The following is a 25,422-nucleotide window of genomic DNA, read 5'->3' as shown; positions in this document are numbered from 1 at the left end:
CTCTATGAACTAAGGGATTTCTACGATTGTCTTTTCAGGAAGCGATCCGTTCGGCGGAACGTTGACCGAGGCGGCCGCCTGAGCTTCGAGCGCCTGGATTCGTCCGAGTGCAGCATCTGCGATTCGCAGACAGTTCGTGTCGCCCGGGAACTGGCGGGCGCAGTGCAATGCGAACGAAGCATTGCGATACGCAGCCGAGAGATCCGAACTGCCTTCACTCAACGATAGATGCTCTTCCGCCATCCGGGCGGCTTCTGCGGGTGTGGCCGGATTGAGATCGGACGCGGTTCCCTCCTGCTCCCTTCCCGATCGGCTTCTTTCGGAAGACGCCGGTCCAACAGGCGGCCCCGAAGAAGACGTGTCTTCCGGTTCGTCAGAGACATCATTCGGCCTTTGCGGAGAGTTCGGAGGGTCTGCGGAACTCGATTCGTCCGAGCTCGTAACATCCGATTCCCCCGCTGCGGAACCTGTCTCTGAACCTTCCTCCGAAGCGTCCGAAGTCGGCGGCCTCTCCGGCGGCTTCGAACATCCACCGAGAAACATCGCGCTGAACGCGAGAAGCAGAGAGAGCAGCAGGCGTCTACCTTTCACGGAACTACTCATTCACTCGCCTCCCGGCGCGATCGTGTGTTCTCCTCGATGTCGATGATGACCTGCATGAACTCGATCCCCGCCATGAACATCACGTAGAACAGGTAGGCAACCGCCACGGAAATTGTCGTGACCAGCACGAGGACAATCGTTGCTCCCAATGTTTCATTGGAGGACGATGAAAGTCGGGACACCTCGATCACATCATGCAGGAAATTGAAACCGATTCCGATATAGGTGAGGACGATAAGAACAATGGCGACGACCCTTGCCCACCTGATGTACTTCATCAGATTGGGATAGCGTGATTCGCTCAAGTCATCTTCATTGACAGAACCATTTCCCAGGTCATCAAAAAATGACTGACCTCGTTCATTCTGACGCTCCTCTTCCCGCTTCCGTTCATCCATTGCCTGCTGCCAGTCCGGGGGCATATCGGAGAACATGGGAGGATCGTCGACCTGGACGGCGGGACTGGCAGGTTCCAGCTGAGCCACAAAGGTCTGTTTGCAGGTCTCGTTCTTACAGCGAAGTTTCTTGCCCATCAGCGAGTCAGGCACTCGCAGGGCGGCACGGCAATGAGGACATTTCAGATCGGGCATCGGCGGGCTCTCTCAGGGGGAAATCAGCGGCTACGGGGGACATTGCTCTGCTTGCGTCGATCATTCGAGCAGCAAAGAGCCTCGTTCGGGCTCCGTACCATCCCGGCAATTCGGACAATCCAATGTGGCGTGACCATCGCATCGCGTGCAGCGTTCAACGGCGACTTTCAGTCCGTAGATCGGCTCGCCTTTCTGGGTGTAGGAGACGATTCCCTTGTAGCGGCGGGACGTCTGCCCTTTGACGCACCCTTTGCGATCACAATTCACTCGACTGCGACCGTCACAGACCAGGCAACTCCGGTCCGTCAGGTAGTGCGAAGCGTTGAACTTTGACCGCTGCGCAAGATCGAGCGAGAGGCATTCTTCCGGATAACAGAGTTCGAGCCGAACCAGGTGATTGGTCAGGAAATGCTGCCGGGTTTCCCACGTGCCGTTCCCCTGCTCGGCAGTCACTGGAATGACGACTCCGGCCGCCGTGAGAAATTCCGTAATTGTCGAAGCAGACCAGACAAACTGGATTGGAGATCCCGTCGCGGACGACGACAGCGGTGCGATGAGGCCGCCCAGCTTTCCGTTTGCATCAAAGACGGGAGCCCCTGTCGGCAGAGGTTCGATCTCGTCCATTTTCAAGCCAAAGGCATAGGCAACATTCGTCGGCAACGAAACGCTGTTCGTGGAATGGAACGTCATCGACTGGTCCGGGACAGAGAGTCCCACGTGGATGGGAGCCCCGGGCTCCACGATATCACGGGCCACCTCCAGTACGGGAGCAGCCAGAGCCTGACAACGAAGCAGGGTAAGCCCCAGTTCTTCATTCGTTGCGATAAACTCCGCGACCCCAATGGAAGACATAACCTGCAGGTCGGGGCTGAGAACCCGGATGTAGTCCGACATACCCAGATACGGAATACTCAGATCGTCTGTGGAGACCAGCAACCATTCTCCACCGACGGCGAGAGCACTGATTCGTTTCAGAGGCCGAATGTGCTGCGGCGGAATCGCGTTCGCGTCGTGGTACCCTCTTACGGCCGTCACATGTTCGGCCTTTGCGATCCAGGGACTGAATCTCCAATATGGCCCACGAGCCCTGGGCTGACCAGATACGAGAGGCCCGGCATCGGCCAGAAGTCGCAAGGCAGCATCTGAAAAGGATGCGGGCGCCTTGATCTTTTCCGACTGAGCGATTTCAGCCGCGTAGGCGATGTTGTGGGCAATGAACGTTCGGTCGGACAGATTCTGCGAACTCGTGACAGCCTTTCGCCAGCTTCCGAGCGCACGCGAGAAGTCCCCCGACTTCATCTCACAGATCGCCTGATTATTCCAGGCTCCAGCATGTTCCGGCATCTCCCTGGTAATCCGGCGGAAATCCCCCAACGCGTCCCGACTGTCGTTCAGCCAGACAGCTTTAATCAATCCGGAATGGTAAAACGCGACGATTGAATCAGAGTTCTCCCGACTCGCCTTCTCCAGAGTCTCAAGCACCGACTCAATCGATTGGCGCGACTGACAAAGTTGGATGACCGACGCGAGATACCGAATCAGCACGAGTTGGTCTTCTTCAAGCTCACTCCGGGGAACGAAGTGTTCGTCGATGCGTATCAGTTTTTCCAGACCTCGAGCCGCCCACGTCTGCCGTTCAGCTGCGAACTGCTGCTCTTGCGCTGCAGAGAGTCGATAGAAAGCCAGAAAGGAATCGAGGCGACTCAAAGCTGCTTCTGGTTCGCTCTCTGCTTCAAGATCCCGATGCAGCCGTTCGATCGCTTCCAGAGACGCGACTTCCTCTGTGGAGACGGAGGCCGCTTTCACCACTCGCTGGGGTGTCGAACTGGAGGCGGGGCTCTCCATCCCGGCATCGCTGACCATTTCGGGAACCCCCGAAAGCAGGATGTTCGTCTGGACGGATGCTCCCGGAACTGCCATCGCGGTGGCATCGGGCTGACGACTCTCGCTCGAGGATTCCTCGGTCCTTGGCGGACCCGGTTCCGTCGAATCGCCGGCCACCTCAGCGTCTCTAGAAGATCCCTCGGGTGGCGAGACGAACTCGGGTTCGATTGGATTGCTTTGGTCGACAGGAGGAGGTGTCGTTGAAGATTCCGGGCCAGAGGACGAATCGGAACTGATGAACTCTTCCGCTTGCGTATCAGGATTCGCTGCGACTTCCTCGGTGACGTGGGAAACCGTCGGAAGCTGGTCGAGTTCACTGTTTGAACATGCCGCCCCCCACGTCAACGCTGTCAGCAGCGCAGCGTGAACGCCCATTCTCATCCGCATAGTGGCCCGCCGTCTTCAATTCACTTCAGAGCTGTACTGACTGTCCAGAGATACCTCCGCACAGTACCTGTTCGGAGGACCATTTTCAATGACATTCCCGAACTGATCAGACAGGCACCACAATCTGATGACTATTGCGGCGGACACATTTGTTTAATCCCCCCCTTTTGTTCCTCGGGCCACTAATGACTTCTGGCACGTCTCATTGAGAGGTCAATGAAGGCGCATTTCCCCGTTGGCTTCCTTAATCTTCGGAGTTGATCACCGTGACATGCTGTTCGGTGGGCGGTGATACTGCCGGTGCGTTTCGAAAATGGTCTTCCACGATATCGACCACCCGTTTATTGGTGATCTGAACGTCTTTGCCTCTGGTGAGCTCGGCATATTGATGGATGCCCTGCAGCATTCCACTGTGGGTTGCTACGTTGTAAACCCGGGCATCGTCCAGAGAGACCCCATCGACTTTCACGTCTCGAATCCTTTGTCTGCCTGGACTATCCAGCACCACTGTCCATGTCATACCGGCAGTTTGAATGAGCCCCCCGACCCGGTTCCGGGGATCGGTGGCCGTAAGATTTGTGGCCGACTGTTCCAGAGTGTCTCGTATCTGTTTTCCTGTAAGCCGTAGCGTAACGAGCTTGGCCGGGTGAGGCAGCAACGTATAGAGAGCTTCCCGGCTCACCTTCCCCTTCCGTAATGTGATGCCATATCCCACGCCGGGCAAGAAGGCCACATCCGCTCCGCTCTGTTGCCGCAGGAGTTCAGCGACAAGCCCATCGAATTGACTTTCCTGCTTATACTGACGAGCAATGGGAGCAGCCGCGGTTCCAATGCTTTGCTCCAGTTGATCCCGATGAGGCTTTCGCAAAGAGTCGATCAATGTGGCGGTCGCCTGATCCGGTGGGAAATCTTCAGACCAGAGCATGTGAAGTTCGTCTTCAATACTCTCGATCCGTCCGTTGGCAATCCGAATGCGTACCTCTCCGAGAGCGGCTGTGTCCGACATCGCCTGAACGATTTTTGTACCGCTCACCTCCAGAGCCGGATGGATTCGATCGTGCGAGTGCCCGCCGATTATCAGATCGATCCCTTCGACCCTCTGAGCCAGCAGACTGTCGACCGCTGTTCCCTGATGGGAGAGGACCACTACGACATCCGCCTGGCGACGAAGTTCAGGAACGTAGTGAGCTGCGACTTCGCTACCGTCTGTGAATTCAAGTCCTCGGATATTCTTCGGAGCAGTGGTCTGGTCCGTATTGTGGTAGCCCAGTGCCAACACGGCGACCTTCGCTTTCCCTGCTGAGAAAACCTTGAATGGCTCTCCAAACAGAGGCTTGCCAGTTTCCCGTTCGATGACATTGGCCCCCCGCATCGGAAATTTGGCGAGCTCCTGCAGGCGGCGAGTCCGGCTCAATCCGTAGTCGAAGTCGTGATTGCCCAGAGCCATATAATCGAATTCGACTGCGTTCATCAGCCGGATAATCGCCTCTCCCTGAGTGAGATTGCCCAGCAGGTCATCGCTAAACGTATCTCCCGCATGCAGAAGAAGCACATTCTGTTCGCCTCGCTCTCGACGGATCTCCTTCACGGCGGCTGCGAGCGCCTCGAAGCCGCCGATTGATCCTTCACGCTCGAAGTGATTGTCCGGCTGTCGAGGATTGCCGGTCTGAGACGTCGCGTTTCCCGGCCCCACGACGAATGGCATGTGTCGCCCGTGGAAATCGCAGGTATGAAGGATGGTGATGACTGCGGACGGAGACTCTGTGTCTTCGCCGCCGAGAGCGACTGAGCATCCTCCACCGAGGATCAAAGCGAACAGAATCATGCTGCCTCGATTCATAAAACGCTCCTATTTAAAAGGGATGTAAGCGTAGCCCTTCATCTGCAAATTGATATTCACCGTCGCCGCAGAGACGACGACCTTCACCTCGGAAGCGACCTCGCTCGTGGAATAGCCGTGGTGAGCCAGCGCCTGACCACAGACGAAAACCTCGACCCCCGCTTCCTTGAGCTTTGCGATTAGATCAAGGTCGGGATTCCTGGTCTTACCTTTGTCGGTCAGATAGGAATTGGTGTGTTTGGCATAGCCTTCGTGAGACAAGGCGGCTTTCGTGGCGGGACCATGCAGAATGATTGCCATCTTGAACCCGCTATCCATCCCCGCTCCGGCTTCGGTGTATTGGTTGAGAATGAGCGCCGCCCGGTCAAAGCCTTTGATGACGCTCCCCGATTTGTCATCCGAAGTGATGTCGATGATCACCTTGGAGTTTTTTCCGGGCTGATGAGCGGCGTCCGGCAGCACGACGATCCCGCCATGTTTCTCGATCACGGGGTGCTTGTACTCAGGATCGCCTGTAGGGTCGGCGAAGGCGGGGGACATAACGAGCATGGCGAGGGTGAAAGCGATCAGCGACTTCATAGCGATTCTCCTTTTCGAATTTCGTTCGGGTCATCAAACTTCCTACGTGTTTGTCAGGGACTCGCGGTCCGGTGGCCTTCCGGTGACGCCGGACGATCGGAGCGGATCAGCCACGACCCGAATACGATCAGCACGACCCCGGCTCCAAGGAACGTCAGGTCCCAGACAAGGTGATTGCTGGTCTCCACAACGTGATGGATGTGAAGAATATGATGGTCGATGATTCCTTCGACCAGATTGAACAGTCCCCACCCCAGGCTGAGCGACCCCACAAATGTTCTGGTCGTCAAAGGGACCTTTTTCTCGTGAACAGCGTGCCACAGAAGCGCAATTCCAATAGAAGTCATGACCCACGTAAAAACATGGAAGAGCCCGTCCCAGAACATGTTGATCTCGAGGTTCACCGCGAGCGTTCGAGCATCGACTCCCCGCACGGGATACTTCGCCGAAAGCATGTTGTGGAGTTGGAGAAGCTGATGAAAGAGGATTCCGTCGACGAAACCTCCCATACCAACCCCCAGGAGTGTCCCGGCCGAGATGAGTGGGCGACGATTGTGGCTTTCGGTCATGTTCTGCTCCTGGAGGCATTGTCAGAGACTCGTAAGGGATCAGGCTGAATCTCTGTTTCTCCATTCGCGGATTGCCTGGGGAGTGGAAAGCCGAAATGCATCACAGCGACAACAAGTAGCAGAACGGGAATGGGCAAAAGAGTGAGCGAAGCGTTGAGAGCAAAATCCTCATTAAAGATCCCTGCCGCGACCTCTCTGCCGATGTCGGACTCACAATACGGACACCCCCAGACCGGGGAGACGGATAACGTGAATGCAATTACAGAGACCGGGAAAAACGTTCTCCGCATCGGAGCTCTCCAGGAAGATGTCGCATTGGTGAGGAGGTTCTCGATCCACGGCTCGCTATGATGTTTCTGTCAATGACCTGTTCCCATACCTTCGCCAGGAAATTCTCCTGATCGAATTCCAACCATGTCGATCGCTGATGACGCTGGCGTCGGGTGTGAACCATCAAAAACCGGTGTGGGTAAGCTGAGTCATCACTCGACAGCGAGCATTGCAAATGAGAGACCGGAAACCCATTGAATTGCTGGGTTCTGAAATGGTCTGACAGACTTGCCCTTCGAGCTGTCTTCGTTGAGAGTAAAACGGAGCGAACTGCGACATGGCGAATCCCCACAAGAGCCGGGGCAAGCAACGCAAAGGGAGGTCAACGCGAGTGGGTCGCGCGACGTTAATCTGGAATCGAAGGCGAGCGTACCGGGACAACGCGCCGATCTACAGATACAGCAACTAAAAACGCGGATCTCTCGATTAATTCTCTTCCACGGGAAGCCCGGCCGCTCTCCACTCGGGTACGCTGAATCTAAGCCGGAGCGAATTAAACGACTGATCGCGAAGGCGCTGGTTTCCTTCCATGGCCGCCGCACAGAAAGGCCCCCGGCAATAGACCAGCAGAGGCGTCTTGCGAGGCAGGTGCTCGCAGGCAGTCTCGAGAGTGTCGAATGGAATATTCCGGGCCCGGGGCAGATGTCCTTTCTCAAACTCGGCGCCGGGCCGGAGGTCGAGAAGGATAAATCGCCCTCTTTTCAGCCTGGTGTTCAGATCATTCGGCGTCAGCGGCGAAAGTCCCGTGTCGGCATCAAAGTCCTCTCTCATGATTTCCCTGATCTCGGGAACAATGATTTCCCCCAGATCCCTGAGCCGCAGCCACAACTCGAGCACGCGAGCGTCACTTAAGTAGCAGAAGGTGCTTCTCCCTCGTTTCTCCGTGCTGACCAGGTGACTCGCCTTGAGGGATTTCACATGAGCGCTCGTGGCGGCTAACGACTGCTCGGTCAATTGACCGAGTTCGTCGATTGTCCTCTCTCCATGGGTGAGCAATTGCAGCATTTTCAGACGATGGGGGTTAGCAAGCGCTCCGCCGATCCCCGACAACTGCTCGTAAATCTGAGCCTGCTTCTTCGTTTCCACTGGCATGTCTGCTGAATTCCCTTTGGGCCGGGCCCTGATATTGGAGTCCACGATCTCTTCATCTTACCCAGAGCCACCTAATGATCAATAACTCCATAGACTATTTGATTCCATCCGCGCTTTCCCTTTATCATTACTCAAAAGATCTCTTGACCTTTTTCGTGTTGGTGTGAGAATCTCCGTATCGGTCAGACCCGAACTCGCAACTGCAACGGTTCTGCCGCCCGCGACTAAAAACCTCTTACTGATTGAACTGAAAAGGAAGCCACCATGACCTCGCTGAATCGACGAGAACTCTTGCAGCATTCCGCGACTGTGGGCCTGGGAACGGTCTTTCTCCCTGGCCTGGGCACTCTTCTTCGGGCCGAAGAAAGCTCGCAGGCCACCCAGCCCCCTTCTGGTGTGGTACTGGAAACCATCAAAGCGGGCGGGCTTTCCCATTACTCTTATTTTGTCGGAGACACAGAGGCCGGGGTCGCCGTCGTGATCGATCCACGCCGCGATGTTGACGTCTACATCGAGCTGGCGAAACAGCACGGTATGACGATTCTCTATGCTCTTGAGACGCATGTTCACGCCGACTTTGTATCGGGAGCCCGCGAACTGGCGGCACGAACCGGGACAGCCCAGATCTGTGCCAGCGTCGAAGGCGGCGCCCGATATGGATTCCAGATCGACCGACGACTGAAAGACGGTGACGAGGTGTCCGCGGGGAGTATTGGGCTCCGGGTTATTCATACGCCAGGACATACGCCGGAGCATGTTTCGTTTCTGGCCACATCCCATGGAACGCACAAGCCATGGGCTCTGTTTACGGGAGACTTCCTGTTTGTGGGATCGGTCGGCCGACCAGATCTGATGGGCGTCCAGAATACCGATGCCCTCGCCAGAGCTCTTCATCATTCAGTGCAGAACGCCTTCACAGATCTCCCCGGCGAATTGACCATCTATCCCGCTCACGGTCCCGGTTCTCCCTGTGGAGCAGGCATTAAAGCTCCGGAAGGGGATCCTACTCTGGCGAACGAGCGCCGCGGTAACCCGTACTGGCGGATGAACGATCGGGAGATCTTCACGGAAGCCCTGCTCAACGCTCAACCACCGGTCCCGTATTACTGGCCACGCATGAAGGAAATCAATGCGGCTGGCCCCAAAGTGCTGGGAGGAACGCCCTATCCCGAGATGTTGAAACCGAAAGACTTCAGCAAACGACTGAAGTCCGGGGAGATGCAACTTCTCGACACTCGCTTGATGCAGGCGTATGCGGGCGGTCACATTTCTGGTGCCCTCAACATTGGGTACAACGAGGTGATGTCGATGTGGGGTGGCTGGGTGCTTGATCCCGATCGGCCAATCGCACTGGTCAAACCTGCCCAGGGCAATGTCGAAGGGCCGGTCGACTGGCTCTCGCGAGTTGGCTTTCTCAATGTCGAGGTCGCCCTCGAGGGTGACATGTCCGCGTGGGTCAACTCCGGAGAAGCATTCGATTCATTCCAGACGATGTCGGTCCACGCCGTGAATAGGATTTTCCCCACCTCGGCAATGACGTTACTCGATGTCCGCCAGCCGTCGGAATGGGACATGGGGCATCTCCCCGGTGCGAAATACATGTTTCTTCCCGAGATCCCGGCACGACTCCAGGAGTTGGACAAGAGCAAGCCGGTCATCGTGTATTGCGGAAACGGTTATCGGGCCAGTATCGGTGTCAGCCTCCTTCGCCGTGCGGGATTCGACGCCCGTACCGTGCCGGGTTCCTGGAATGCCTGGGTGGCCGCAGGCTATCCGGTCGTCAAACCGGAATCCCCGGGTAAACCTTCTGAGACACATCGTGCCTGACGGGTCACGGCCTGAAAGATCATCAATCCCACCAGCTTTCTGATTGGACTGAAGCCATGCGAATTCCACTTCTCGCCATCGCTACAATTGCAATGTTATTCCTCCCTTTAACTGGTTCCGCGGTCGCGAGCGAACGGCCGTCGCCTGATTCCAGGACGAGCAACACTCGCAGCGACGACAGCGTCCGACAACTGTCGATCGCGTACATCAACGACATCCACGCCCAGCTCGAACCGCATCCGGAACTGTTCTGGAACGATCATCGAGAAGACCGCGTTCGTGATGCCGGAGGGCTCGCTCGAATCGCGACCGCGTTCAGGCGCCTCGAAGCCGAGCGGCCGCATGGAATCTTGAGAATCGACGGCGGCGATACCTTTCAGGGCTCTGGTCCCGGGGCCTGGACCAGAGGGGAGATCATGGTGCGGCCCATGAACGCGCTGGATCTGGACGTCGCGATCCCCGGAAACTGGGGCGTGGCTTACGGAGCGGAGCAGTTGCAGAACCTCAGCCGGCAGCTCAACTACCCACTTGTCGCCGCAAATATCTTTGATTCTCGCACCGGCGACGCGATCTTCGAGCCGTATCTCATCCGAGAGATTAATGGAGTCCGCGTGGGGATTCTCGGGTTTACCGATCCAGATGTTCCCACCCGTCAGCCGCCGTACATGAGCGAAGGTCTGAATTTCAGAGCTCAAGCGGTTCTCCGCCCGTTGATCCATGAACTGCGAGAGGTGAAGAAGGTCGATGTCGTCGTCCTGGCGACGCACATTGGACTGCACAAAGCGGTTCCACTGGCGCGACAGTTACCCGGCGTGGATGTGATGCTTTCGTCAGACACGCACGAACGCACTTACGAGCCAATTCTCGTCGATGACACAATCATTGTCGAAGCCGGCGCGTTCGGATCACTTGTGGGCATCCTTGACCTCACCTGGAGTGAAGGGAAGATCACCGACCATCAGTGGAAACTCATCGAGCTCCGGGCAGAAGGCTTTCCTGAGGACGAACAGGTCAAGGAAATTGTCGACGCGGAACTGAAGCCGCATCGCGAGCGAATGAACCGGGTCATTGGCCATACGGACATCTGGCTTGAACGCTACAACGTCATGAGCACGTCGATGGACAGCCTGATCGCAGATGCAATACGAAAAACTGCCGGAACTGAGGTCGCTCTCAGCAACGGGTTCCGGTTCGCACCTCCCACCGCTCCCGGACCAATCACCGAGAACGATCTCTGGAACTGGTTGCCCCTGCAGCTCGAGCTTAAGGTCGGCCTGGCCGATGGCAAACAGTTGATCGACTACTGGGAGAACGAGTTCGAGAACGTGTTTTCGCACTCGCCCGATCGACTGTATGGCGGATGGCTCGCGCGCCCGTCAACCAACATGCGGGTGGAATTCGACTCCACTGCGTCTGCGGGGCAACGATTGAAGAGTCTGACGATTGATGGAGAGCCAATCGACCCGGAGAAATCCTATCTCATTGCCGCCGGGGCTCGTACCGGGCAACCGGAAGATCAGATTCATCGGGTCAAGCAGTGTCGCAGCACCCGCCTTCTCAATGTCACTACTCACGATGCTGTACGGCAATACCTGGCCGGCCAGTCGATCAACGAGACCGGTGAGCCACCAGTTCGGTGTACGGTTCGTCCCCCTGTGATGCGGTCCCAGTTTCTTGAACTTATTCGCAAGCGGAACCTGACCCGCACGCCGGACGAGTCCGCTCAATTCCCTGCCACCTCATCCCCAACGAAAAAGGAAAGTACCGATGGTTAACATCGCGCCACCTTGTCTACTCCGGGTTTCGATCATTGCCGGACTTCTGCTGATGGCCAACCTGGCCTCTGCAGAGACTCCGCCCAGTTCGAGGACCGAGACTGATCCTTCCAACCGTCCTGTCATCGGCCTTGAGCACGATGGTCCGATTAAAGTGGTCTACCAGATCTCCGAAGACAAATGGAAAGAGGGGGTCTCCAAAGGCCTGCTCTATCTGAAAAAGCTTCGGGGCTTCTACGCCAAACAGGGTATTCCAGCAGATCAGCTTGAGATCCGAGCGGTCTTTCACGGAGACGCCTCGACTCATCTCCTGACCGATGACGCGTGGAATCGTGTGAAGAAGACGGACACCGGGAATCCCAATACGAAACTGATCTCGGAATTGACCCGGCTCGGCATTCATCTGGAACTGTGCGATGCCCGTCGCCGGGAGGAAGGCTGGGAGAAAATCGACGTTCATCCGGACGTTCTCCTCGCCGCAGCTGCCTATGCACGGATTATCGATTTGCAGATGCAGGGTTACGCCTACATCAAGTTTTAACACGCAAGGATGAAAGACAATCGTCATCCTCCAATTGAACGATAAAGGAAACACTATGGCTACTCCACAAACTCCCATCACACGGAAATCTACATCGTCGCCGGCCTGCTCGACCGCCGGTTGTCCTATTCCACTGTGGTTGACATTGCTCCTCGTCGCATTCGCGGTGATTCTCGGGGCTTCGCTCTGGGCGGGCGAAGAACAGCGGACAGAAAATCTCTCATTGAATTCCGGTTTGTCCCCATCGCCAGTCGCTCTGGAAACGCAGGAAGAATCGGCTGCGCAGGATCCGGTCGTCTGGTCCACCAACCTCGATGGGGCACTGACTAGAGCGAAGGAGACTGGAAAGCCGGTACTCATCGACTTTGCCGCGCCCTGGTGTCCTCCCTGCGTCATGATGGATCGACACGTCTGGCCGGACTCATCGGTCCAGACCATGCTGAAAGATCAGGTGATTCCCGTTCGCGTCGAGATCGATTCAACCAGCACACCCGACGCGGCTTTAAAGTATTCAGTCAAGTATCTGCCGACGGTACTGCTGGTCGATCCGCAAGGCCAGGAGATCGAACGCGTTGGTTACGTGGGAGCTGAAGAATTGATCGCGCTGGTGGACCGCCATAAGGCCACGAAGTGATTCTCCCCAGTATCCGCCATCCCTTCAATTGAGGATCACGGTGCTTTCACACTCCGAAAAATGGGCTATGGGGAACAGAATGTGCTGTCACCTTAATTAAGACTCCATTTGTGCCCTGGTCAGGACTGGCAATCGATTACATGAGGCCGCCTCGCTGATGGCGGCTTCTTTCCTTTCCGGGCGAAACTCCTGCAACCACTCGTTAAGACGAGGAGAAGCAACAATGGCGGATCGATTCGACCTGGTCATTCTCGGAAGCGGCCCCGCGGCGACACGCGTCGCGACGCGCTGTGCAAAGGCAAACTGGCAGCTGGCGGTCATTGATATTCGACCAATCGGCGGAACGTGCGCTTTACGGGGTTGCGTCCCTAAAAAGGTGCTTGTTCGCGCCGCCGAACTGGTGGACCGAGCGCAGAGGATGTCCGGTTACGGGACGAACCTGAAAAACACGCAAATCGAGTGGAACGACCTGATTGAATTCAAACGGACGTTCACCGATCCCGTCACGCCGAATAAGCGGGAATCGTTCGACGAACTGGGAATCGAAGTCATTCAGGGTCGGCCGCACTTCACCTCGCGAACGACGCTCGAGGTGGACGGGCGAACGATCGAGGCGGAAAAAATCCTCCTCGCCACAGGCGCTGCGCCGGTTTCATTGCCATTCGACGGGGCCGAATTGATGATAACCAGTGACGACTTCCTGGAACTGGACCAGTTGCCTGAACGAATCGTGTTTGTGGGAGGAGGATATGTGTCGTTCGAATTCGCTCATGTCGCCGCCCGAGCGGGAGCCAAAGTCACCATTCTCGAGCGGAGTCAGCCCCTGGAAAAGTTCGATTCGGAACTCGTCGATGTTCTCATCGAACGTTCACGTCAAGTCGGTATTGAGGTCAGGAAGCAGACTGAAGTCGAATCGATCAACCGCAAGTCGAACGGCGGCTTGATCGTTACGTCGTCATCCGATGGCGGAACGAGCAGTATCGACGCTGATCTGGTCGTCCATGGAGCAGGTCGAGCTCCGCAGGTCGAAGGGCTGGGTCTGGAGAACGCGGGAGTTCGATTCAGCAAGAAAGGCGTCGAAGTTAACGAGTTTCTGCAAAGCACCTCGAATGAGGCTGTCTATGCGGCTGGAGACGTCGTGGCAACCTCGCTACCTCCCCTGACTCCCGTCGCCAACTACCACGGAAAAACCGTTGCGAAGAACCTTCTTGAAGGAAACGTAGCTCGGACAACCGACCTCAGCGTTCCCTCAGCCGTTTACACGATTCCAGCTCTGGCGGCCGTGGGTATTACATCAGCCGAAGCAAATCAACAGGGCCTCGATTTTGAAGTGCGAAAAGGCGACTGGTCCCAGTTCAGCTCCATGAAAAAGATCAGGGCGGGCCATGCGATGTACAAGATCCTCGTCGACAAAAACACAGACCTGATTCTGGGCGCCCATCTGCTGGGTCCGGAGGCATTCGAAGTCATCAATATTTTCACGGTCGCGATGGCAGCCGGGATGACAACAAAGGAATTGAAATCAGTCCTTTTCGCGTTTCCGTCGTTAACCGCCGATGTCAGCTCAATGGTTTAGAGCATTTCATGCTTCTCCGGCAGTCGCATGGGCGTCGATCCCCTGCCATGCTGAGTTTGCACCTGCAAACGCCTGCAGTCGAACTTCGAATTTGCTCTTGAGAACCTTCTCAGCATCCCGTTCTACGCGCTGTGTCAGTGCTCACGTCGAACGTGCACCTGTTGTGGAAACCGGTGGCCCCAGATTCCGGTCTGCGGCTCATGCCAAGGCTACAAGCATCGCCGTCCTCACAGCAGTCTAGGTGGCAAGATCCCGGCCGATTTGTCGTCGCAGTGGTCGTGCTTGCGTTCGGGCTAAGCCCTCACTCCAGCAGCCCACTGCGATCCCTGTAACCTGACCTGCTCCCCGAATCTTGATCCACGGGAATGCTAGATTGAGATTCTCCTCGGGAATGGGAAGCGTGACCCAGAGCTGATTGCAGCTGGTCATGCAATTGAATTCCTGTGATGGTTTGGGCTGGAGACTACTTCGATTGAAACCGCTTGCTTTGGACGAGGGCGTGGATGAATTCACCAACAGGGAACTCTTTGCTCTGCGCGGCGCCAACGATTTCATTCGCCAAGTCTTCATCCGTGAAGCCGAAGGGGCGGCCTAACGCATACTCGATCAGGTGTTCGGTGAAGCCGCGGGCGAAGTCTTCTTCGCGTTCGGCGATGAGGTGGCGTAATTCCTGGTAGTCGCCAAAGGCTGGGCCGTTGTGGAATGCTCCGGAAGCGTCGATCGTCCAGGTCTTCCCGTTCTTCCCTTTGCCTCCGGCATGATCCGTGGTGCGCCACTTTCCAGCGGCGTTGAAGTTCTCCAGTCCGAAGCCGATCGGATCAATCTTGCGGTGGCAACTGGCGCACTGGGCTTCTTCCTGGTGGGCGAGCAGGCGCTGGCGTGTGGTGAGCACCTGCTCATTCAGACGCGAGAGTTGCGGGACGTTCGGCGGGGCCGGCGGTGGGGGATCGTTCAAGAGGTAACGCAATACCCAGGCCCCCCGTTCAACCGGGCTGCTGACGACACCATCGCTGCCCATGGCGTGGATGGCAGCCATGCCGAGTAATCCGCCCCGAGGCGAATCGGCGGGCAGTTTGACTTTGCGGAACTCGTCGCCCGTGACGCCCTCGATGCCGTAGTAGGTAGCGAGCAGGCCGTTTACGAAAACGTAGTCGCTTTTCAGGAGCTTGCCGATGCGACCGTCTTTGGAATCGCGAAGCAGGTATGCAAAAGACTGATAGACCTCTTCGCGCGTGGCTGCCCTGGTGCTTTCATCAAAATCACGGTAGAGGTTGACGTCGAACTGAAAGAAATCGAGACGCTCCATGTCCAGCCATTGATGGACGAAACCGGCTACGAATTCATCCGAACGCGGATCGGCAATCAGCCGATCAACCTGTTGCCGCAGCGTTTCTGGAAGATGCAGTCTGTTTTCTTCCGCGAGCTGGAGCAGTTCTGCATCCGGCGGTCCACTCCAGAGGAAGTAGGAAAGCCGCACGGCGAGTTCGCGATCATCAAGCTGTCGTCGTTCGGCTTCGTCACCAGGTTCGTAGAGATAGAGGGAGCCAGGCGAAGCAAGAATGACGCTTAACGGCGTCCGAATTGCCACATCGAAGGACTCTCCTGCTTTGCGACGTCTTTCGTAGATCGCAACGAGCTGATCAATGAACTCGGATTCTGGCGACACATCTCGAAACGCGCGTTGAGCAAACTGCTCGAGTACTCTCCGGGCACGGGGCGCGTCATCGAGATCCGCATCGTTGCGGGCCAGCGTGTCGGCGAGCGCAGATTGAGCTGACGCCCTTTCGAACGGACCTTCCCATTCGACCCAGTCAATCCAGAGAGCGGGAGCCGGGCCAAGTCCGGTTTCTTTCAAGGCAGCTTTGTAGCGATGCTGATCAGTCTGCGGGTCGCGCTTCTCGCGCAGAGCGAACTTGCGTGGGCCGTCATTGGAAAGCTGAACCGGCATTTCGATGATCTGAGGCTTGTCCGTTGACCCCGTGATCTGAAAAGTCGCCAGGTGATTGAACTGGTCCTTTCCAGGAACGGCACCGAGATCGACAAAGTGACGTTCACCTGGAGTGCCTTCGACGGCACCGATGCGGAATCGCAACTTATAGTCACCCGGAGGCAGGCTCTCCACAACGTGCTTTGTTTCTCGCCAGCCCGAGGGATGCTCCGGAGGCAATGCGATGAACTCTTCTTTGTTGACGGGGGTTATTGTCAGGAATGAACCGTTCTTCGTAAGCGGGTCATCGAGGTATCGACGGAAAGTTGGGCCATGTTCTTCAAACTGACGTATGCGGAAGTTTGCCTCCTGTTCATCAGCGATGCCTTTCTGTGGCGAGCCGGATTCCAGAAAAGCATTGGCGTTGTCATGACCGCCCTTGAACCAGCCGTTGTACGTGCCACCGACCTTTGCATTGGCATGCAGTTCAACTTCGCGGCGTTGCTTTAATCGTTTTCCGGGGGGACTGAGTGGACCTTCCAGCTCCACCCAGTCGATCCAGATCGCCGGGGGGTGGCCGTAGCCGTTTTTAGTTTTCCATTTGTCGTGCGAATTCCAAAGCGCTTTGAGGTTTCCGTTGTTGGGCTGTTTCTCCTGCACTGCGAACTCGCAAATCGTACTGGAGGTGACCTCAAGAGGAATTTCGATCATTTCCGGATTCTCGATGGTCCCGGAGACTTGATGCGTGCTGATGGCGGGGCCTTCGAGTCCCCAGTTTCTGCTCTCGATCTGGCGCTGAGGATGCCCCACCTGGATGAAACGTCGCTCGGCCGGAGTGCCTTCTACGACACCGACACGCACGCGCAGGACATAGCTGCCGGGAGCCAGATTCTTCTTCTTCGGAGGAACAATGATGCGACCGGTGCCGTGAGCAAGCTTCAGGTAAGTGCCGCGATCGCGATGTGGCAGGCTGACGTAGTGTTTGTGAAGAGCCAGACTTCGGCTTCGTGAAGGATCAGAAGCGGCAGCTTTTTGCGCGTCGCTAAACCCGAAGTCCCTTGGATCGGGAGTGCCCTGCAACCGGTCAGCAAAAGTATAGAATCGGTTGGGGTGATCGATCAGGCGATTCGTCTTTCGAATCTCGGCAATGATTGCTTGATTCTCAGGAGTCCTGGCTGCTTCATCGACTCCTTTCTTCCACCGCGCAAAACGTTCCTGTCGTTCTTCGATCTCCGCGATTTCTTTTTCGTTCGCCGGGTTGATCGTCTTCTCTGGCTCGACTCGGATGACCGTGGATTCAGTCGCCGCTCCTTTCCGAGCCGCCTGACGCTCGAAGGCTTCATCGATCGCCTGGCGTCCCAGCTTGAGATACTGCTCGAACTGATCGCTGGAGATGAACTGCGATGCGCCCACGGTATCGAACGTTCCCGAGCCGCCATCGGTGGGCAGTGAACCGACATCGACTTTCACGCCGGTCAACTGTTCGATGGTGTTGCGATACTCACGCCGGTTGAGCCGTCGCATTGTGATCTTGCCCCCTGAATCCGAGAGCGCCTGCCGCGCGGCGACCATCGTTTGAGCCAGATCATCCAGGAAATTCGCCTTCTCGGTATTGCCTGGCTGTTCAGAATCTTCCGGCGGCATTTCGCCGGAGTTCAGCGCGTTGAGTACCTTTTGCCAGAGTTCCGCCTGCTCAAGAGTGGTGATCCGGAATGGCAGCTTTTCCAGATCGACTTTGCCTTCGCGTGTCTCGGAATCGTGACAGTCGAGGCAGTGTGCCTTGAAGAAGGCTTTGTGTCTCTCCGGAAGGCTTGCTTCGGGCGGGGCGGCTTGCGCGGGAGAACAAAGCGAGAAAGATGCAATGCAGATTGTGAATACGAAACGGGTCATTTGTGTATCCGTAGATCGTTATTTCCGACCGAATGCAGGGTGGGCGACGATGACGTGGATGGCGGCGCGAAGTGAGAAGTCCTCTTGCGCAATCGACTCGAAGACTGCGTCGACATGCGGACGGTCGGCCCGGGTGACTTCGCGGCCATGGGCATAGCTGATGAGTTTCCCAACGATGCCTTTCAGGATGCGTTCCCTGTCAGCCATCAGAGCGGCCTTGAGCGTGGGGAGGTCACGCACCTCGCGGCCGTTTGGTAGTTTCATAGCGGCATCAATCGGCACCGTGGTAATTTTGAGTTTCTTCGTGAACGTCGTTCCCTCCAGCTCGGCAGGGAGTACTTCCACATGGCGATACTCGCTCCGCTTACGCCCAACCGGGTCGTAGTGTTCCAGGGCGAACCCCAGGGGATCGATCCTTGAATGGCAGCGGGAGCAGCTTTCAAGCTGTTGATGCTTGAGAATGGCTTCGCGGACGGTGGTGGTCCCCCGGATGTCCGGCTCATTGATCAACACGTCAGCGGGCGGTTCGATGCGTTCGTTGTAGAGATTCTTGAGAATCCACGAGCCCCGATGGATCGGTGATGTGGCGAAATCGGTGGAGGTGAGCTTGAGGAAACCGGCCTGAGCCACGAGCCCACCACGTTCGCTTTCCTCAGGAAGTTTGACCGGCACGAAGTCATCACCCTCGACGGCGGGCAAGCCGTAGAAGCGAGCCAGGCGGTCATTGACCATGACGAAATCCGAGTCGATGAAGTGTTCCATGCTCAGGTCGTTCTCGAGCAGGTAGCGGAAAAGCTCGCGGCCTTCGCGGCTCATGGAATCGACCGTCATGCGGCGCACATTCTTGAACACACGGACGTCCGGCCCGAAGTCGTCCACCTTGTCGAGCTGCAGCCACTGGCGGGTAAAGTCGTCAATGAATCGTCCCGCCCTGGCGTCCTTGAGCATCCGCTCCACCTGGGCGGATGGATCCGTGCGCAGGGCTCCGGACTTGGCAGCGCTGAGAAGTTCGGCATCAGGGGCAGAGTTCCAGAGGAAGTACGACAGACGGTGAGCCCGTTCCACGTCGGTTAATTCAGACGACTCGGACTTGTAGATGAAGTGTGGAGAGGTCAACAGCGCGATCAGCACGCTGCGGGCGGTGGCGGTCATCGATGCGCCCGACTTCTCCTGGGTTCGCGCGATCTCGACGAAAGCTTTCCGCTCCTCCTCCACCAGCGGCCGCTGCGTGAGAAACAACGCAATATGATCGACCAGCTCCGCCGGCTTCATGTTCGGCTTTGGGAGAATGGCCTTCATCGCGGCGGTTGGCCATTGCTCAGTCAACGGGCCGGTCACCTTCATATGGGAGAACCGCATGGCGGGACCATCGTGCGGTTTCTTTGCAAGGCTCCTGCCCGGCACGCGGGCGCTATCGAAGGTGAAGGCCAGCATGTCGCCCGCTTTGAGGGTGAGCTCGGTCGTAAAACCTTTTGAGCCACGCGGCATGGGGATCCGGCGGATCATCTGAAAGCTGGTCGGGTGACGCCCGTCACCAAGATTGATCCCGATGACCTCGCCTTCCTTCGATTTCTCCGAATGCGCCTTCACTTCGAGCCGGTACACCCCAAAAGCGGGAATCACGAATTGATCGTGCGCCTCCGGATCGATGGAGAAATGCAGATTGCTTCGGTAAGGACGAAAGCCCGTAAGAACATAGTCATCCCCGTCGCGGTAATCCCCACCCCCGCCGGTTGCAAAGTTTTTGCTGCCGTGGAAATGTCGCACATCGAATTCCCACGTCCTCGTCTTGGGTTTGGCGTCCGGCAACACCCGCTCGGCGATGAAGCGTGCGGTCTTGAGGTAGGCCATGACCTGATGCGGTGACATCAGGTGGGCTTCGCCAAACTTGTCGAAGCCGCGTTCCACGTGATCGGGCGGCAGTAAACCGGTGAAATCAAAGTCCACGCCGAAGAGATCACGTATCGTGTTGGTGTACTCAGCGTGAGTGAGTCGCTTCAGTGGATTGGTCGGGCGCTGAGCGAGAATACGCTTTTGCAGCAAATCCATGATCTCAGCGACTGCTTCGGGTTTAGGTTGCGGCGACTCTTCCGGCGGCATTTCGTCCGCCTCAAGCACAGCAGCAATTCTCTCCAGCAACTCTTCATTGGCGAACAGCGTCTCCACCGGGATGTCCAGACGGACCTGGCCATTTTGTTCTTCAGGTCCATGGCACTTGACGCAGTTCTGGGCAAAGAACTGCTCTGGTTTTGTCTTTGCGAAAAGAGTCCCCGGCAAGAGAAAACTCACGAACAGCATGGTCGGGAGCAGCCGCATCATGACAGCACCTCGAAGGCTCCAGTGCTTTCACCGAAACGGTCGTGTTCGCCTCCGAACAGTTGGAGCAGCCCGAGGTACAGGTTGCTCATCGGGGCGTCCTTTTTCTGCCAATGGCCGGCGGTCTTCATCCGGCTGTCAAACACTAAGGCCGGCAGGTCGTCGAAATTGTGAGAGTTGGCACTGCCCATGGAGGCGGTGATGAGCGTGGTCGTCTGATCGAACAGTGAACTGTTCCCGACAGTGCGTTCCTTCATCGTGCTGAGCGAGGCATTGATCCGCTTGAGGATTGCGTGCTCCAACATAAGCAGCTTCTCGATCTTCTCCGGCTTCTGGCCGTGGTGGGAAAGGTCGTGGTAGTTACCGGTGAGGTCCGGCTCCTTGAAGCCTTCCCAGAACGGAATCTGAACCGTGACCGCATGCGTCGAATCGGTTTCCAATGCCAGGACGGCCAGATCCAGCAAGGTGCCGACGTAGTCGTCGACCGACTTGCGGTTGAAGTCCTCGAGTTCGTAGTCGGTTTGCGGCTTGGAGCGGTCGGCCCAGTAGGCGCGACGCTTCACGGTCTGCTCCACTTCGCGGACGGAGGTGAGATACTCGTCCATCTTCGCCCGGTCGGTGGCATTGAGACGCTTCTCCATGGACCGGGCCTGGACGAGGACCGCATCGAGAATGCTGCGGTCTTCAGCGAGAACTTGCTGCTGCGTCTTCTCGTTTTCGTCGACCTGGAAGAGCAGGTTGAAAATCTTGTGAGGCGAATCGATCTGTTTAACCGGCAATCCGTGCTTGTCCCAGGAGATCTGGGAAAAGTTCAGATTCTCACCTGCCTGAAAGACCAGCGACTTGAAACGCGTGTCGGCCCCAATCAGATCGGCGACTGCCTGGTCAATCGATAGCCGGTTCTTGCGGTGCAGCTTGTTGAAGTAACCGGAGAGAATGCCCACGCAAGGCGTGTGCCCGAACCCGTTTTGCACGGCTGGGTTGTTCAGCCCGCTGAAAACCTTCAGATGATCAAAGTGTTCGGATAACTCGTCCAGCAAGGACGGCGTTTTCTCGAATGTGCCGTTCGTCTGCGGGATCAACTCGGGCTGATAGAAGCTGAGGTGATTAACAATCGTGAGCAGGCGTCGCGGCGAATCCCTCTCGCTGACTTGCCCCAGACTCTCCATGCAGGGAAGAAGCAAGGCAACGCCAGCTCCTTGAAGCAAGGTACGTCTTTTCATAATTCCGCCTGTCGCCCTGGAGTTAATGAGGATTCATCTTTCTACGGCACAACGACCTGCGTATCCGCAGAGGACGCAAAAATCTTAAGCCTGCAGTTCCTTCACAACGCCCGTGCTGTCGCCGTGTCGTTCAGCGTCGATGCCGAGTCCCTGCAGCATGGTCAGCCACACGTTGCACAGCGGTGTGTCCTTCGGCAGGACGAGATGCTGCCCCAGTTTCAGATTGGCTCCGCCGCCGGTGAGGATGGTCGGGCAATTGGTCAGGTAGTGGATGGAGCTGATGTTCGATCCCCAGGCCACGGCGGTATGGTCGAAGAGGCTCGATCCATCGGCTTCCTTCGTCGCCTTGAGCTTGTCGATCAGCCGGGCCAGCAATTCGCTGTGGGCCTTGTCGCGGACCTTCGAGGCTTCCATGCGGTCGCCGGGTGAGTAATGGCTCACGTTGTGAGCGCTCGGTTTGAGATCGAGACTTTGCAGGAGGCTTTGACCGGGCATGCGATAGCTCAGTGTGCGGGTGCTGTCCGTCTGCAACGCGGCCACGATCAGATCCTGCATGATCTCGATCTCGGCCTTCCCCTTCAGACCGGGTTCGGGCTCGTCGAGGGGAGGCTTCGCCTTGGGGATGTCCAGCCAGGCTTCGTCCTTTTTAAGACGCGTCTCAATGTCGCGGATGCCCTGAAAGTATTCGTCGAGCTTGTCCGTGTCGGTTCTGGAGAGGCCGCGCTGCACGCGTCTGGCCTGGGTCAGGACAGCGTCCAGGACGCTGCGGTTCTCGGCAATGGCGGCCTGTCGTTGTTCCAGCGGCATGTCATCCGGCGAGAAGAGCTTGTGGAAAACCTGAACCGGGTCGTTCTGGCCGGCGACGGGCTTGCCCCGCTGATCCCAAGCCAGCGAGAGGCCGGGTCCGTGCCCCTCAAGACTGGCGGCGTTGAGCTGGATCGACGAAAAGCGGGTGTCCTGCCCCAGATGCTGCGCGACGACCTGATCGGCTGAGATACTGTTCGCCATATTCTGGCCGGGCACGGAATAGCGATTGGCTCCAGTGAGCCAGAAGGTGCTGCCCCAGTGAGCTTCGTTGGTGTATTGATTCGCGCAACCTTGCACGACAGTGATATCGGTCTGGTGACGGGCCAGCGGAGCGAGGCCTTCGGAAAGCTCATAGTCGGCTCCCGTTTGAGTGACGTCAGGAAACCAGGTCTCTTTGGTCACGCCGAAGCCGAGGCTGAGAAACACGCAGCGTTTGGACGGCTTCGCGGGCGTTCTGTCTGCAGCCGAAGCAAAGCGGCGGAAGCCGATCGATTCCAGCGCAGGCAAAGCGATCAGAGCTCCCACTCCGCGAAGAACGTGACGGCGGTCCAGGTTGGTTTTCATCATTTTGAACTTTGGTAATTGGTCAGGGAAATGAGTTACTTCACAAAGTGGACTGGCAGAGTCGGCTGCCTGATCGCCGTGAGCTTAACATCATCGACGAAATAGCCCCCCAGTTCGATGGGAGCCGCATGAGAGCGGGTGCCTGCTGCAACGACAATGAGTGCAACAGTCGCGTCCGAATCCAGAAGGCAGGATGCGGTAATCGTTGCTGGCTCTTCTCCCGGCGCGAGCTCGATCACCTTCTTGCCATATCCGACTCCGTCCTCGCTAACGATACGAGGCCATCCTTGACTGATCGCCTCGGGCTCAGCTTCGAACAGGTAGATGCGGCAACTTCCCACGAGTTTCGGCAACTCGGCATCGGTCGGAGCGGGCTTTCGGCGGAAGCGGGCTGAGAGGTTGAGAGTGACCTGCATCTCAGGAACTGTCGCTTCCCACTGCTGCCGGAGGGACGACAGATCGATTAACTGAAAAACCGAACAGTTCGAGGCGAAGTCGTCGGGATCACCATTGACATTTCCCGTTTTCAGAAAACGCAACACTCGGTTTCCATCGGGGTCTTCAATCACCTCGGCTGGATTCCCTCCCCACCTGCCGAATTGAGACGGAAAACCGATTTCAACCGGACCGGAAAACGCCTCAAAATCGCCGTTCGCAACGTGAAGTGCTCTTGCTTGTGATTGCGGCGAGTTCACGGCCCGGACTACCCCGACTCCCAGCAGACCAACAAACGCTCCCGCAACCAGAGCAATAGCGATCTGCTGCGGCCAGGTCCAAAGACGCGTCGCAGGCCTCGCTGGCGGCCCGCTTTTGGCGACTTCTCCCTCCGCATCGAGAATGGAAACGATTGACTCATCGCGCAGGTGACCGACCAGGGCCTGTTCATCGACCAGTGTCCGGGCCATGATCGTTCGAGCTTCTGGAACATTCCGGAGCAGTTCGTTGAGTTCGGTTCGCGCAGCTTCGTCGGCCTCATCGCGGACTTTCTGAAGCAAGTTAAGAAGTTGTTCTTCCATCACGGATTGGTCCTCATCTCGCGTTCAATACACGCACTGAGTTGCTGACGAATTCGCAGCAAGGTCATTTTCACCGCACTCAGGCTCCGCCCCGAGGCTTCGGCGATCTCCCGCAAACTCTGACTGACGGTGTAGTGGTCATGGAGCAAAGCCCTCTGCCTTTGATCGAGTTTCTTCATGCACTTCGCGAGCGCCTCGCGCCGCTTATCAAATGCGGTTGCGACCTGCTCGATTTCGCCCGCCATTGCCTGGATCACATCTTCATCGAAAACCAAGCGATCGCGTTTCTGGTCCCGGTAATGCGAAAGGAGCGTGAATCGCGCCACGGTGAACGCCCACGGCAAGAATTCCGTATCCGGATCCCAGTCCGCCGCCTTTTGCCACAACTTCACGCAAGTCGACTGCAGCACCTCGCGCGCATCCTCTCGATTGGCAAGATTCGCGTGGCAGAACGCCTCCAGTGCGGGCTGGTGGCGCGTCAACGCTTCAATGAAGCGGGTGTCGTCCTGTGGTGGCGGCATGAAGAATGTGAGTTCAAGTCAAATGGTGGAGCCAGATTCCTGGGGCATACAACCGGCCCGGGGAGACGTTTTCCGTCTCTGCTCTTTTGTCTATTCCGCGAGAACCCCCGGCGGTCACAATTTCTTGCGAGAACTCTTACTTCGCCGTCGTCCCCGGAGTGAATACCACCTTAACCACCCACCCGGACTCAACCAATCATGCTTCTTATGCAAGCGGCAACGACAAAACCCTCAGCCACAAAAGCGTGACTGAGGGTTTCGGCGTGTACAGACTGTCAAAAGCTCCCCTTTCAAGACGGAGTTACGAACCCTACGCGCCGTCCCAAAAGTTTGTACTAAAGTACTGGCAACGACTTACGGCAAACGCGTCTCGAATGGTCCCCCAAAAACCGAACCTGACGGATACGAACTCACAACTGGCTGGTTAACAGAAATCAAGGGCTGCGCGTATTTTCGAGACTCTCAGAATGACGCGCGCGTATTTCTAAGAGCGCAATCCGGCCTGGCAGGAACCCCGATCCCGGTCCCCTGCTCCACTCGATAAACTCGTCGTGCACCGGCTGACGTCCGGGGTGCAAATATTCTTCGCTACCTGCAGGGAAGCTCCTTTGACACTGAACTCAAAGGACAATCGCCATGCGACGCACGCTGCATCCGCTGTTGGTGATGCTGGCCTCCCTCACCCAGCAGGAACAGGTCCGACACGTCGCCTATCTGAAGAAGGAGAACGAGATCCTCCGGGCTCGGCTACCGAAGAATATCCGGACGACGAAGTCCGAGCGGCTCCAACTTCTCCGCCCAGCCGGAAGTGGGTTGCTAAGAATCCGAACCCAACAATTCCAGACGTTCTTCTAACAGCCAGGGTGGTCGCACGCGGTGTTGCACCGGCTCCGTGCGGTGCTGTTCTTTATCGCACGGCGAATCGCTCACG

At 57.0% G+C, this 25,422-nt stretch carries 19 protein-coding genes; 6 read left to right on the top strand and 13 right to left on the bottom strand.

Features of this window, described 5'->3' with window-relative positions:
• Nucleotides 1-9: 9 nt before the first annotated feature.
• The 7 genes from L1A08_RS08715 to L1A08_RS08685 form a co-directional block, all read right to left on the bottom strand.
• On the bottom strand, nt 10-243 hold the full coding sequence (locus tag L1A08_RS08715; protein ID WP_238755949.1) for a hypothetical protein: 234 nt from the start codon (nt 241-243) through the stop codon (nt 10-12).
• A 356-nt stretch (nt 244-599) separates the two neighbouring features.
• Nucleotides 600-1,193 carry a hypothetical protein gene (locus L1A08_RS08710; protein WP_238755948.1) on the bottom strand — a complete coding sequence of 198 codons (594 nt, stop codon included), beginning with the start codon at nt 1,191-1,193 and terminating at the stop codon, nt 600-602.
• Nucleotides 1,194-1,253: 60 nt separating this feature from the next.
• Complete coding sequence (locus tag L1A08_RS08705) at nt 1,254-3,452, bottom strand: tetratricopeptide repeat protein (protein ID WP_238755947.1); 2,199 nt, start codon at nt 3,450-3,452, stop codon at nt 1,254-1,256.
• Between the two features lie 256 nt (nt 3,453-3,708).
• Entirely contained in the window at nt 3,709-5,304 is a 1,596-nt protein-coding gene (locus L1A08_RS08700) for a bifunctional metallophosphatase/5'-nucleotidase (protein WP_238755946.1), read from the bottom strand.
• 9 nt (nt 5,305-5,313) lie between these two features.
• Entirely contained in the window at nt 5,314-5,883 is a 570-nt protein-coding gene (locus L1A08_RS08695; protein WP_238755945.1) for a DsrE family protein, read from the bottom strand.
• Nucleotides 5,884-5,936: 53 nt separating this feature from the next.
• The gene (locus L1A08_RS08690; protein ID WP_238755944.1) at nt 5,937-6,452 is read right to left on the bottom strand and encodes a DUF2243 domain-containing protein; all 516 of its coding nucleotides are present in this window, start codon (nt 6,450-6,452) and stop codon (nt 5,937-5,939) included.
• 756 nt (nt 6,453-7,208) lie between these two features.
• Nucleotides 7,209-7,874, bottom strand: a complete 666-nt coding sequence (locus L1A08_RS08685; RefSeq protein WP_238755943.1) for an ArsR/SmtB family transcription factor — start codon at nt 7,872-7,874, stop codon at nt 7,209-7,211.
• Between the two features lie 264 nt (nt 7,875-8,138).
• On the opposite strand from L1A08_RS08685, the gene L1A08_RS08680 reads away from it, so the two are divergent.
• The 5 genes from L1A08_RS08680 to L1A08_RS08660 all read left to right on the top strand — a co-directional run bounded on the left by L1A08_RS08680 (nt 8,139) and on the right by L1A08_RS08660 (nt 14,227).
• On the top strand, nt 8,139-9,701 hold the full coding sequence (locus tag L1A08_RS08680) for an MBL fold metallo-hydrolase (RefSeq protein WP_238755942.1): 1,563 nt from the start codon (nt 8,139-8,141) through the stop codon (nt 9,699-9,701).
• 56 nt (nt 9,702-9,757) lie between these two features.
• Entirely contained in the window at nt 9,758-11,476 is a 1,719-nt protein-coding gene (locus tag L1A08_RS08675) for a bifunctional metallophosphatase/5'-nucleotidase (protein ID WP_238755941.1), read from the top strand.
• Entirely contained in the window at nt 11,469-12,017 is a 549-nt protein-coding gene (locus L1A08_RS08670) for a DsrE family protein (RefSeq protein ID WP_238755940.1), read from the top strand. The genes L1A08_RS08675 and L1A08_RS08670 overlap by 8 nt, the downstream gene beginning before the upstream one ends.
• 55 nt (nt 12,018-12,072) lie before the next feature.
• Entirely contained in the window at nt 12,073-12,651 is a 579-nt protein-coding gene (locus L1A08_RS08665) for a thioredoxin family protein (protein ID WP_238755939.1), read from the top strand.
• Nucleotides 12,652-12,874: 223 nt separating this feature from the next.
• Entirely contained in the window at nt 12,875-14,227 is a 1,353-nt protein-coding gene (locus L1A08_RS08660; RefSeq protein WP_238755938.1) for a dihydrolipoyl dehydrogenase family protein, read from the top strand.
• 463 nt (nt 14,228-14,690) lie between these two features.
• Here the strand turns inward: L1A08_RS08660 and L1A08_RS08655 are convergent, their stop codons facing one another.
• The 6 genes from L1A08_RS08655 to L1A08_RS08630 form a co-directional block, all read right to left on the bottom strand.
• Nucleotides 14,691-18,044, bottom strand: a complete 3,354-nt coding sequence (locus L1A08_RS08655) for a DUF1592 domain-containing protein (RefSeq protein ID WP_238755937.1) — start codon at nt 18,042-18,044, stop codon at nt 14,691-14,693.
• Between the two features lie 18 nt (nt 18,045-18,062).
• Nucleotides 18,063-20,363: a DUF1592 domain-containing protein gene (locus L1A08_RS08650; protein WP_238755936.1), complete on the bottom strand. Its 2,301-nt coding sequence runs from the start codon at nt 20,361-20,363 to the stop codon at nt 18,063-18,065.
• Nucleotides 20,360-21,583 (bottom strand): DUF1552 domain-containing protein, encoded by a 1,224-nt coding sequence (locus tag L1A08_RS08645; protein ID WP_238755935.1) that lies wholly within the window; start codon nt 21,581-21,583, stop codon nt 20,360-20,362. The genes L1A08_RS08650 and L1A08_RS08645 overlap by 4 nt, the downstream gene beginning before the upstream one ends.
• Before the next feature lie 84 nt (nt 21,584-21,667).
• Nucleotides 21,668-22,954 (bottom strand): DUF1552 domain-containing protein, encoded by a 1,287-nt coding sequence (locus L1A08_RS08640; RefSeq protein ID WP_238755934.1) that lies wholly within the window; start codon nt 22,952-22,954, stop codon nt 21,668-21,670.
• 35 nt (nt 22,955-22,989) lie between these two features.
• Nucleotides 22,990-23,970, bottom strand: coding sequence for a hypothetical protein (locus L1A08_RS08635; RefSeq protein ID WP_238755933.1), 981 nt, complete (start codon nt 23,968-23,970; stop codon nt 22,990-22,992).
• Nucleotides 23,970-24,491: a sigma-70 family RNA polymerase sigma factor gene (locus L1A08_RS08630; protein WP_238755932.1), complete on the bottom strand. Its 522-nt coding sequence runs from the start codon at nt 24,489-24,491 to the stop codon at nt 23,970-23,972. The genes L1A08_RS08635 and L1A08_RS08630 overlap by 1 nt, the downstream gene beginning before the upstream one ends.
• Nucleotides 24,492-25,127: 636 nt before the next feature.
• Here L1A08_RS08630 and L1A08_RS08625 point away from each other — a divergent pair.
• The gene (locus L1A08_RS08625) at nt 25,128-25,346 is read left to right on the top strand and encodes a hypothetical protein (protein WP_238755931.1); all 219 of its coding nucleotides are present in this window, start codon (nt 25,128-25,130) and stop codon (nt 25,344-25,346) included.
• Nucleotides 25,347-25,422 lie beyond the last annotated feature (76 nt).

This window comes from Rubinisphaera margarita (assembly GCF_022267515.1).
Classification (GTDB): domain Bacteria; phylum Planctomycetota; class Planctomycetia; order Planctomycetales; family Planctomycetaceae; genus Rubinisphaera; species Rubinisphaera margarita.
Note: the sequence above shows the minus strand (reverse complement) of the source record. Positions and strands in the feature narration are given on the sequence as shown.

Bases quoted from the DNA above. Each gene is read 5' to 3' on its own strand.
- L1A08_RS08630 (WP_238755932.1), bottom strand. From the start codon at position 24,491: ATGCCGCCACCACAGGACGACACCCGCTTCATTGAAGCGTTGACGCGC.
- L1A08_RS08685 (WP_238755943.1), bottom strand. From the start codon at position 7,874: ATGCCAGTGGAAACGAAGAAGCAGGCTCAGATTTACGAGCAGTTGTCG.
- L1A08_RS08655 (WP_238755937.1), bottom strand. From the start codon at position 18,044: ATGACCCGTTTCGTATTCACAATCTGCATTGCATCTTTCTCGCTTTGT.
- L1A08_RS08665 (WP_238755939.1), top strand. From the start codon at position 12,073: ATGGCTACTCCACAAACTCCCATCACACGGAAATCTACATCGTCGCCG.
- L1A08_RS08640 (WP_238755934.1), bottom strand. From the start codon at position 22,954: ATGAAAACCAACCTGGACCGCCGTCACGTTCTTCGCGGAGTGGGAGCT.
- L1A08_RS08660 (WP_238755938.1), top strand. From the start codon at position 12,875: ATGGCGGATCGATTCGACCTGGTCATTCTCGGAAGCGGCCCCGCGGCG.
- L1A08_RS08715 (WP_238755949.1), bottom strand. From the start codon at position 243: ATGGCGGAAGAGCATCTATCGTTGAGTGAAGGCAGTTCGGATCTCTCG.
- L1A08_RS08710 (WP_238755948.1), bottom strand. From the start codon at position 1,193: ATGCCCGATCTGAAATGTCCTCATTGCCGTGCCGCCCTGCGAGTGCCT.
- L1A08_RS08695 (WP_238755945.1), bottom strand. From the start codon at position 5,883: ATGAAGTCGCTGATCGCTTTCACCCTCGCCATGCTCGTTATGTCCCCC.
- L1A08_RS08635 (WP_238755933.1), bottom strand. From the start codon at position 23,970: ATGGAAGAACAACTTCTTAACTTGCTTCAGAAAGTCCGCGATGAGGCC.
- L1A08_RS08680 (WP_238755942.1), top strand. From the start codon at position 8,139: ATGACCTCGCTGAATCGACGAGAACTCTTGCAGCATTCCGCGACTGTG.
- L1A08_RS08625 (WP_238755931.1), top strand. From the start codon at position 25,128: ATGCGACGCACGCTGCATCCGCTGTTGGTGATGCTGGCCTCCCTCACC.
- L1A08_RS08690 (WP_238755944.1), bottom strand. From the start codon at position 6,452: ATGACCGAAAGCCACAATCGTCGCCCACTCATCTCGGCCGGGACACTC.
- L1A08_RS08645 (WP_238755935.1), bottom strand. From the start codon at position 21,583: ATGAAAAGACGTACCTTGCTTCAAGGAGCTGGCGTTGCCTTGCTTCTT.
- L1A08_RS08700 (WP_238755946.1), bottom strand. From the start codon at position 5,304: ATGAATCGAGGCAGCATGATTCTGTTCGCTTTGATCCTCGGTGGAGGA.
- L1A08_RS08705 (WP_238755947.1), bottom strand. From the start codon at position 3,452: ATGGGCGTTCACGCTGCGCTGCTGACAGCGTTGACGTGGGGGGCGGCA.
- L1A08_RS08670 (WP_238755940.1), top strand. From the start codon at position 11,469: ATGGTTAACATCGCGCCACCTTGTCTACTCCGGGTTTCGATCATTGCC.
- L1A08_RS08650 (WP_238755936.1), bottom strand. From the start codon at position 20,363: ATGATGCGGCTGCTCCCGACCATGCTGTTCGTGAGTTTTCTCTTGCCG.
- L1A08_RS08675 (WP_238755941.1), top strand. From the start codon at position 9,758: ATGCGAATTCCACTTCTCGCCATCGCTACAATTGCAATGTTATTCCTC.